Annotated in this window: 6 protein-coding genes; 5 read left to right on the top strand and 1 reads right to left on the bottom strand. The window is 76.9% G+C overall.

Features of this window, described 5'->3' with window-relative positions:
- Window positions 1-283 (bottom strand): SDR family NAD(P)-dependent oxidoreductase (locus ABT299_RS51645; protein ID WP_500255358.1); only part of this gene is annotated, 283 nt, incomplete at its 3' end.
- Window positions 284-563: 280 nt separating this feature from the next.
- Between ABT299_RS51645 and ABT299_RS51650 the strand changes: the two genes are divergently transcribed.
- The 5 genes from ABT299_RS51650 to ABT299_RS51670 all read left to right on the top strand — a co-directional run.
- Window positions 564-2792 (top strand): DUF4407 domain-containing protein, encoded by a 2229-nt coding sequence (locus ABT299_RS51650; protein ID WP_500255359.1) that lies wholly within the window; start codon window positions 564-566, stop codon window positions 2790-2792.
- Window positions 2789-3442: a 4Fe-4S single cluster domain-containing protein gene (locus ABT299_RS51655; protein ID WP_500255360.1), complete on the top strand. Its 654-nt coding sequence runs from the start codon at window positions 2789-2791 to the stop codon at window positions 3440-3442. The genes ABT299_RS51650 and ABT299_RS51655 overlap by 4 nt, the downstream gene beginning before the upstream one ends.
- Window positions 3439-4818, top strand: coding sequence for a hypothetical protein (locus ABT299_RS51660; RefSeq protein WP_500255361.1), 1380 nt, complete (start codon window positions 3439-3441; stop codon window positions 4816-4818). Before ABT299_RS51655 ends, ABT299_RS51660 begins: the two co-directional genes overlap by 4 nt.
- Window positions 4808-7306 carry an AAA family ATPase gene (locus ABT299_RS51665; RefSeq protein ID WP_500255362.1) on the top strand — a complete coding sequence of 833 codons (2499 nt, stop codon included), beginning with the start codon at window positions 4808-4810 and terminating at the stop codon, window positions 7304-7306. Before ABT299_RS51660 ends, ABT299_RS51665 begins: the two co-directional genes overlap by 11 nt.
- On the top strand, window positions 7293-8694 hold a 1402-nt coding region (locus ABT299_RS51670), incomplete at its 3' end, for a hypothetical protein (RefSeq protein WP_500255363.1). The genes ABT299_RS51665 and ABT299_RS51670, both read left to right, overlap by 14 nt.

Genomic DNA, 8694 nt, shown 5'->3' on the forward strand with positions numbered 1-8694 from the left:
CGCCCGCGTGGCCCGCGCACCCCTTGGCGCCCCCGCCGCGGGCCCCCGGGTCGCGGCCGAGCACCGCGACCCGGGCGCCCTCCGCGGCGAACGCGCGGGCGGTCTGCGCGCCGATGCCGCGCGACCCGCCGGTGATGACGACGACCTTGCCGTTGAGCTCGGGGTACATCGGGGCCTCCCTGACTGAGTGTGCGCTCATTCCCAGCTTGAGTGAGTGCTCACTCATTGTCAAGCAGGCGCGCGTCCGGGCGACGTCGTCCTCGATCCGCAGGAACCTGGTCATGCCTCCATTCGACGCCCGCCCACCCCCCGCCCGCAACGGCCCGCCGGCACTCCCCGGCACGCCCCGTCCGGAAGCCTGAAACCGGTCATCCGCGGCCGACTGCGGCCACTTTTCCCATCTGTGTCAAGGGACTCACAAGGTTCGCGGAACAACTGCCAGTATTTGACGAACCCTCTCGGTAAGGGATGCGTCACAACTGAAAGCCGGTGGCATCGCGGCCCGCGCTGCCGTCCGGGATGTCCGGCGGACCGGTGACCCGAACGCCACGGCGGAGGTGCGAATGGCGTGGGAGGACGAGCCGGGCGGGCACCCGCGCCCCCCGTCCGGGGACGCGCACGGCCCGCCGGGAGGGCTCCCGCCGCCGGGGGCGGCCGTGCCGCGCCCCCGTGTCGTGCCGCCGCGCGCCCGCGCCGACGTCCAGGCACCGGACGGCCCCGTCGAGGACGTCGACGAGCGCGCCGAACCGCTGCGCGCGGACGTGCTCCGGCGGCGCGCGCCCGGCCGGCCGCGCGCGCTGCTGCGGCCGAACCCCCCTCCCACCGCCGACCGGATCCCCCCTGTTCCTTCGAGCGGGCCCCTCTCCCCGACCGGGCCCGTCCCCCCGACCGAACGTCCAGTGAGGGCCGAGCACATGACCGAAGCGAGCACGCCGCTCCCGCCGCCCGCCCCCCGCGGCGGCGGGGAGCGGTTCTCCCCGCTGCTGTGGGCGTCCGGCGTCAACCGGGCGATCCTCCGGCAGAGCCCCACCGACAAGTCGCGCTTCCAGGGCCTCGGCAGCGTCGTGATCTTCACGGCGGCGCTGGCCGGGGTGTCGATGGCCGCGGCGCTGCACATCGCGCTGAAGGCGCCGTGGCCGGTGATCGTCCTGCTGACGGCGGGCTGGTTCCTCGGCATCCTGTCGCTGGACCGCTGGCTGGTCGCCTCCATGACGCGGACCACCAGCAAGTGGGGCGTGGTGTTCCTCGCGCTGCCCCGGCTGGCGCTCGCGCTGCTGTTCGGCTTCGTGCTGTCGATGCCGATCGTCCTGCAGATCTTCGCGCCGGAGATCTCGCAGGAGGTCAACGTCCTGCACGCCGAGGCGGAGTCGAAGTACCAGGCGCAGACCGCCGACGACCAGGTCGGCAAGCGCATCGACTGGCTGGAGAAGCGCAAGCAGCAGCTGGAGGCGCAGGTCACCGCGGGCGGCCTGCCCGCCACGCCGGACGCCGACCCCACCCTCAAGCAGCTCCAGGACAAGCGCGACGAGCTGCAGAAGCAGCTCGAACAGCGGCGCGAGAAGCTGACCTGCGAGCAGCTCGGCAAGTGCGGGACGGGCCGCGCCGGCCTCGGCCCCGAGGCCCGCAAGCGCATCCAGGACTACAACGACACCAAGCGCGACTTCGACACCGCCGACACCCAGCTCAAGAACTACATGGCGCAGCTGAAGACCAAGGGCGTCCAGGACGCGCAGAACGAGCTGAACGGGCAGGGCGGCGCCGAGGGCGTGAACGCGGAGCTGACGCGGCTGAAGAAGCAGCAGTCCGCGCTGCAGCAGCAGCACGCGGCCGACACCCGCAAGTCCGACGGGATGGCGCTGCGGCTGGAGGCCCTCAACCGGCTGTCGCAGAAGAACGGCACGATCGGCACCGCGCACCTGTTCGTCACGCTGATGTTCATCGCGATCGAGCTGCTGCCGGTGCTGGTGAAGATGATGCAGATCCTCGGGCCGCCGACCGTGTACGACGACCTCGTCGCGGCGCACGAGCGGGAGAACCGGGAGACCGGCGCGCACCTCGCCCGGCGCGACGCGGACGTGGCGCGGGTCCGCGCCGCCGACGACGTCAAGTACGCGGGCCTGGTGTACGACGCGCGCCGCGCGATGCTGGAGAGCCTCGCGCAGCGGACCGCGATGGCGGAGGGCGAGGTCGGCGAGGCGGCGCTGGAGGAGTGGAAGCGCCGCGAGATGGCGCGGATCCCCGCCGACCTCGACCGGTACGTGCGGACGGAGCCGGGCTACGGCGCGCCGATGGCGCCCGGGACGCCCGGCGGCCCCGCTTTCGGCGGTTCCGCGTTCGGCGCGCCGGTGGCGCCCGCGAACCCGGGCGGGATCGCGTTCGATCCGCCGGTGCCGCCCGGGAACGGCGCGTACCCGGCGGGCCGCCCGGCGCCGTCGGGGGGCGGCGGCTTCGGCGGGCCGTCGAACGTCCGGCTGATGAACGGCCGGCCGGGCGACCCGCCGGGCGGCGGCGTGGCGGGCGGCGGGAGCGGCGGTTCCGCGCCGTACGGTGCGGCGATGCCGTTCGGCGCCGACCGGCCCGGGGGCGCCCCGGGCGCGGGCGGCGACCCGATGCCCTTCGGCGGGAACGCCAACGGCAACGCGGCCCCCTACGGCGGCGGGGCCGGGGTGCCGCCGCGGCCGTCGCGGTTCGGGCCGTCCGGCTACGAGGGCCATGTGGACGGCACGCGCCAGTCGCGCAGGGACCGGCTCTTCGGGCCGCTGACGAACTGGTGGCAGGACCGGCGCCGGTGATCAACGTGGCGGAGACGTGCGTCGGGACGCGGGCGCTCGGGCCGGGGCTGCGCTCGGTGGTCTGGGTGCAGGGCTGCCCGTTCCGCTGCCAGGGCTGCCTCGCGCCGGACTGGATCCCGTTCCGCGAGGCGCGCCGGGTCGCGCCGGACGCGCTCGCGGACGAACTGCTGGCCGACCCGGACGTCACCGGCCTGACGCTGTCCGGCGGCGAGCCGATGGCGCAGGCGGCCGCGCTGGCGGACCTGGTGCGGGCGGCCCGCGCGCGCCGCGACCTGTCGGTCATCTGCTTCACCGGGTTCCGGCGGGCCGAACTCGCGGGCCGGGAGGGCGCGGAGGCGCTGCTCGCCGAGGTGGACGTGCTGATCGACGGCCGGTACGTGCGGTCCCGCAACGACGACCGGGGCCTGCGCGGCAGCGCCAACCAGCGCGTTCACCACCTGACGGACCGGCTCGCCGGCGCAGCGGCGGAGCTGGCGGGCGGCCCGCGCCGCGCGGAGGTGCGGGTCCGCGGCGGGGAGGCGCTGCTCGTCGGCGTCCCGCCCCGCGCGCTGTCCGAGGGGTTCGCCCGCGCGCGCGGCGCCTCCCCGGGCGGAGGCGAGATCTTCACCGGCACGGTACGCGAGGGCACGAGCGGCGAGGAGTCCCGATGAGCGGCGCGAAGGTGATCTCGGTGGACGCGGCGGCGTGGCGGGACGCGCAGGCGTCCGCCCGCGACCTGGCGAAGGTGCGGCGGGACATGCCGCGCCTGCTCCGGCAGGTGGAGCGGGCCGCGCGCGAGGACGTCGAGCGCGCCCGGCGGGAGGCGGCGGCCCGGCAGGACGGCACGGACCGCGCGCTCGCCGGGCTGAGCGAGCAGGCCAGGAAGCTGGAGGACGAGACGGGCCGGCGGCTGCGCGAGCACGGCGAGCGGCTCGCCGAAGGCCGCCGCGAGCTGGCCGAACAGGGCGAGCGGCTCGCCGCCGAGATCGCCCGGGAGCGGGCGGAGCGCCGCGCCGGGCTCGCCGCGGTGGACGCGCGGGTCGGCGCGCTGCGCGGCGAGAGCGACGCGGCGGCGGCAGCGGCGCGGCGGCTGTTCGACGACGCGCGGACGATGCACGACGCGATCCGCGACACGCTGCCGCACGACCGGTTCGCGCCGGGCCGGCTGGAGCGGCTGGCGTCCCGGCTGGACGTGGCGCGCGGGAACCTTGAGGCGCATGCGGCCGGGTACTCGCTGAGCCAGGTCCAGGACCTCTACCTCGACCTGAGCGAGCTGCGCGCGGACGTGGAGCGGCTCGCGCTGGAGTGGGAGGCGCTCCGCGCCGAGGCGCTCGCCGCGCTGCGCACGGTCGCGGCGACGATCGAGGACAACGCGGAGCGCCCGATCGCGGAGGCCGACCCGGGCGCCGTGCTGGACGTCGACCACTGGACGGACGGCGGGCTCGCCGCGCTGCGCGACGCGGTCGCCCGGCAGGTGGACCTGGTCGCCGACCCGGACTGCCCGCTGGACGCCGCCGAGCTGCGCGCGCTGATCACCGAGACGGCGCCGGAGCACGAGGGCCGGCTGGACGCGCTGGTCGAGCGGGCCGCGGAGCGGATCGTCGCGTCGCAGCTGCGGGTGAACGTCGCCGAGCAGGTGGTGGCGGTGCTGGAGGGGCAGGGGTTCGCCTGGTCCGGCAACACCTACGCCGCCGGGGACGAGCGGCGCGCGTTCTTCAGCCGGCTGCGGCACCGCGCGGACGGCGGCGAGGTCGTGGTGGAGGTGGCGCCGGACGGCGACGGGTCCGGGTTCACGCTGCGGATCCTGTCGTACGAGGACGACCCGGACGACGCGGCGCGGCGGGAGCGGTCGGCGGCGGTGAGCCGGGCGCTGCGCGCGGAGGGCCTGGACGCCGACGACCCGGCGGAGGAGGGCGGCGAGCCCGATCCGGCGCTGCGCGACTTCGACCGGCTGGCCCGCCCGGCGGCCCAATCCCGTCCGGCGGCTCATTCCCGTCCGGTGGCGGGGCAGGACGAGGTGCGCGGCCGAGGGGCCGATGAGCGCTGAACCGGCCGGTGCGGTGCCCGAGCGGCTGCTCGCGCTGCGGGACGCGGCGCGCGAGGGCGAGTCCGTGCTGCCGCTGTACGGGCCGGGCGTCAAGGACGCGTTCGTGGACGGCCTGTACCGGCAGCACGATCTCGGCAGCGCGGTGTGGGAGGCGCTGCACGACGCCGGTTACGAGCGCGTCGTGTTCTTCTCGCTGGACGCGACGCTGACCGTCCGGGACGCGGCGTCGCGGCGCCTGCCCGCCGACCCGGAGGCGGCGGAGCGGCCGGAGGGCGACGCGTCGGTGATGCGCCCGGGGTTCAGCGGCCCGCTCGGCCGCCGGCGGCTGCGGCCCGCGCCCGCCGCGCCGGCGCGGGCGGAGAGCCGCGCGATGTCCGGGGCGTTCGCGGTGCGGATGCTGCGCAGCCTGATGCTCGACGAGTCGACGCCGACGGCCGTCGTCGTCGAGCAGCTGGAGGTGCTGGAGCGCTGGCAGGAGGCGCGGGCGCCGTTCGCGGCGGCGCTGGAGCGGTGGCTGGAGTTCCGGCCGGGCAGCCGCAACATCTGCGTGCTGGTGTTCGGCGGGGCGTCGCTCGCGGAGGTCCGCGCGTTCGCGGAGGGCAGCCGCGACCTGCCGGGACTGGTGCGGGTGGTGCAGGCGGAGGAGCGGCGCCCGGCGCGCCCCGGGCTGCTGCGCCCGCCCGGCGAGGCGGAGCTGACCCGGCTGGTGCACCGGCTGCGGATCGCGCGGAACCTGCGGATCGCGGACTGGACGCGGCTGGAGGGAACGGTCCGGGCGATGGCGGCGCAGGACGTCCCGCTGGAGACGTGGGAGCGGCGGCTCGGCCGGCGGATGGCGGCCGAGGGCACGCCGCTCGGGCAGGAGCCGCTGCACCGGTACGGCTGGATCGCCGCGCCGGTCGCGGACGGCGACGTGATGCGGCGGCTGGACGAGCTGGTCGGGCTGGAGCCGGTGAAGCGGCACCTGGAGGGCCTGCGGTACCGGCCGCCGGCGGGCGCCGAACCGGTGTCGCACCACCTCGTCTTCACCGGCAACCCGGGCACGGGCAAGACGACGGTCGCGCGGATCGTCGGCGACCTGTACCGAGAGCTCGGCATCCTGCGGCACGGCCGGGTCCGGTCGGTGCGGGCGAGCGACCTGGTGGCGGGGTTCGTCGGGCAGACGGCGACGCGGACCCGCGAGGTGATCGACGGGGCGCTCGGCGGGGTGCTGTTCGTCGACGAGGCGTACGAGCTGAGCGACCAGGCGGACGGGTTCGGCCGGGAGGCGATCACCGAGCTGCTCGCCCGGATGGAGGACGACCGCGCCGAGCTGGTGGTGATCGTCGCGGGCTACCCCGACGAGATGCAGGAGTTCCTCGACAGCAACCCGGGGCTGCGCAGCCGGTTCCCGCACGAGAACGTCATCGCGTTCCCCGACTACGGGCCGGCGGAGCTGGCGGAGATCGCGGCGCGGCAGCTCCGGCCGATGGGGATGGCGTGGGGCGAGGGGTTCGAGACGGCGCTCGGCGAGGCCGTCGCGGAGCTGCACCGCACCCGCGACCGGGGGTTCGGCAACGCCCGCGCCGTCCGGGACGTGACGCAGGAGACGGCGGCGCGGTGGGCGCGGCGCGTGAAGGACGACCGGGACCTGCCGCTGGAGCCGCGCGACCTGCCGGAGCGGCTGCGGCTCGACGCGCGGCCCGCGCCGCGCGACACCGCGGAGCTGCTCGGCGAGCTGAACGCGATGGTCGGGCTCGCGCCGGTGAAGCGGAGCGCGGACGTGCTGGTGAAGCGGCTGCGGCTGCGGCGGCTGCGCGGCCGAGGCGAGGTCGTCGCGCCGAACCTGCTGTTCATCGGCCCGCCCGGCACCGGGAAGACGACGGTGGCGCGGCACTTCGGCCGGATCTTCAAGGAGATGGGGCTGCTGGAGCGCGGGCACGTCGTCGAGACGGGGCGGTCGCGGCTGGTCGCGTCCTATGTCGGGCAGACCGCGCCGCTGACCCGGCGGGCCGTGGAGCGCGCGCTCGGCGGGGTGCTGTTCATCGACGAGGCGTACGCGCTCACCGCCGGGGGCGACAACGACTTCGGGCAGGAGGCGATCGACACGCTCGTCGAGGAGATGGAGCGGCACCGCGGCCGCCTCGCGGTGATCGCGGCGGGCTACCCCGAGCCGATGCGCCGGTTCCTGGCGGCCAACGACGGCCTGGGCTCCCGGTTCGGCGAGACGATCGAGTTCCCCGCCTACGCGGTGGACGACCTGCTGGAGATCCTGCGGTCGATGGCGGAGCGGCAGGCCTACGAGCTGGACCCGGCGACGCTCCCGGCGGCGCGGGCGTGGCTCGCGGACGCGGCGCGGCGGCCCGGGTTCGGCAACGGCCGGACCGTCCGCCGGCTGCTGGAGCGGATGGAGGCGCGGCTCGCCGAGCGGGTGGTGGACCGCCCGGACGCCGACGCGCGGATGCTGAACCTGCTGCTGCCGGAGGATGTGCCCGATGAACTCGGCTGACGGCCGCTGCCCGCTCTGCACGGTGCCGATCGACACCATGGGCGGCTGGGCCGCGGTGGACGCGGCGGCGGCGCGGCGGGACGTGCAGTGCGCGGTGTGCGGGTGGACGCTCGCCGGGCCGTGGCGTCCCGGGCGCGCCGACCGGGCGGCGGCGGAGGCGGCGCTGTCGGCGGCGCGGCTGGAGTTCGACCTGCGGGCCGCGGCGCGCGCCGGCGACGACTGGCTCCCTTACGCGGCCCACCTGCGGGGCAGGCCGACGGAGGCGCAGTGGCAGGAGGCGCGGCGGGAGGTCGCCGCGCTGCGGGAGGCGGCGCGGCCGCCGCTGGCGGCGGTGCTGGACGCGCTCGGCCCGCAGCGCCCGCTCGTCGTCGTCGCCGTGGAGGACGCCGGGGTGCGGCTGTTCGTGACGGGCGGCGTCCCGGCGGCGGGCCCGCTTGGATTCCGGGAGCTGGCGGCGGTGCCGTGGCCGGCGCTGCTGCCGGGGCTGCCGTCGGACGCGGCGCACCGCCGGTTCCAGCTCGCGGGCGGGCCGTCCGGCATCGACCCGGCGTGGGCGGACGCGACGATCGGCGGCGCGGTCGGCGACCTCGTGCGGCGGTACTGCACGTCCGTCGACACGGCGGTGCTGTCCGGGCTGCCCGGCATGCCGTTCCCGGACGCGGTCGTGCGGGCGTTCACCGACCTGCTGCCGGACGTCCGCATCGCGGCGGGCGAGCCGGACGCGGCGGCGCTGCTGGAGCGGGTCGTCGCGGACCGGCCGATCGCCAGCCCGTACGGGCTGGCGGCGCTGCGGTCCCGGCCCGGCGACGGCGCCGCCGAGGTCGTGCGGCTGCCGCTGTTCCCGGCCGGAGCGCGCGCGGGCGACGAGGCGGAGGTGCGGGTGCGCCGCGCGCCGGGCGGCTCCGACCAAGAGACGGCGCTCGCCGTCGTCACGTGGGACGACCCGCCGGAGCCGGTCCGGATCGTGTCGGCGCGGATGCCGCGGGGCGCGGCCGGGCTGGTCCGGGTGGCGCTCGACGGGCCGGGCCGGCTCCGGTTCCTGGAACCGGACGGCGTGGACGACACCGCCGCCACCTGGCCCGAACTGCTGCGCCGCGTCCCGCGCCGGCTGCCCGCCGCCGCGTTCGCGACCGAGCTGGTCTGCGTGGTGGAGCTCGGCGGCCGTCCGGAGACCGCCCGCCGCCGCCGCGACCTCGTCGCGGACCTGCTCGAACTGCTCGGCGACGAGCTGGGCGGCACCGCCCGCGTCGCCGTCGTCGGCCACCTGGACCATCCGATCGACCCGAAGCACAAGAACCGGGACGTGGTGTCCGGCGGGCCGCTCCAGCGGCCCGACGACGCCGCCCGCACGCTCGCGGACCTGCCGTTCCCGCCGTCCGGAGATCGGA

The organism is Spirillospora sp. NPDC000708 (assembly GCF_040299565.1).
GTDB lineage: Bacteria > Actinomycetota > Actinomycetes > Streptosporangiales > Streptosporangiaceae > Spirillospora.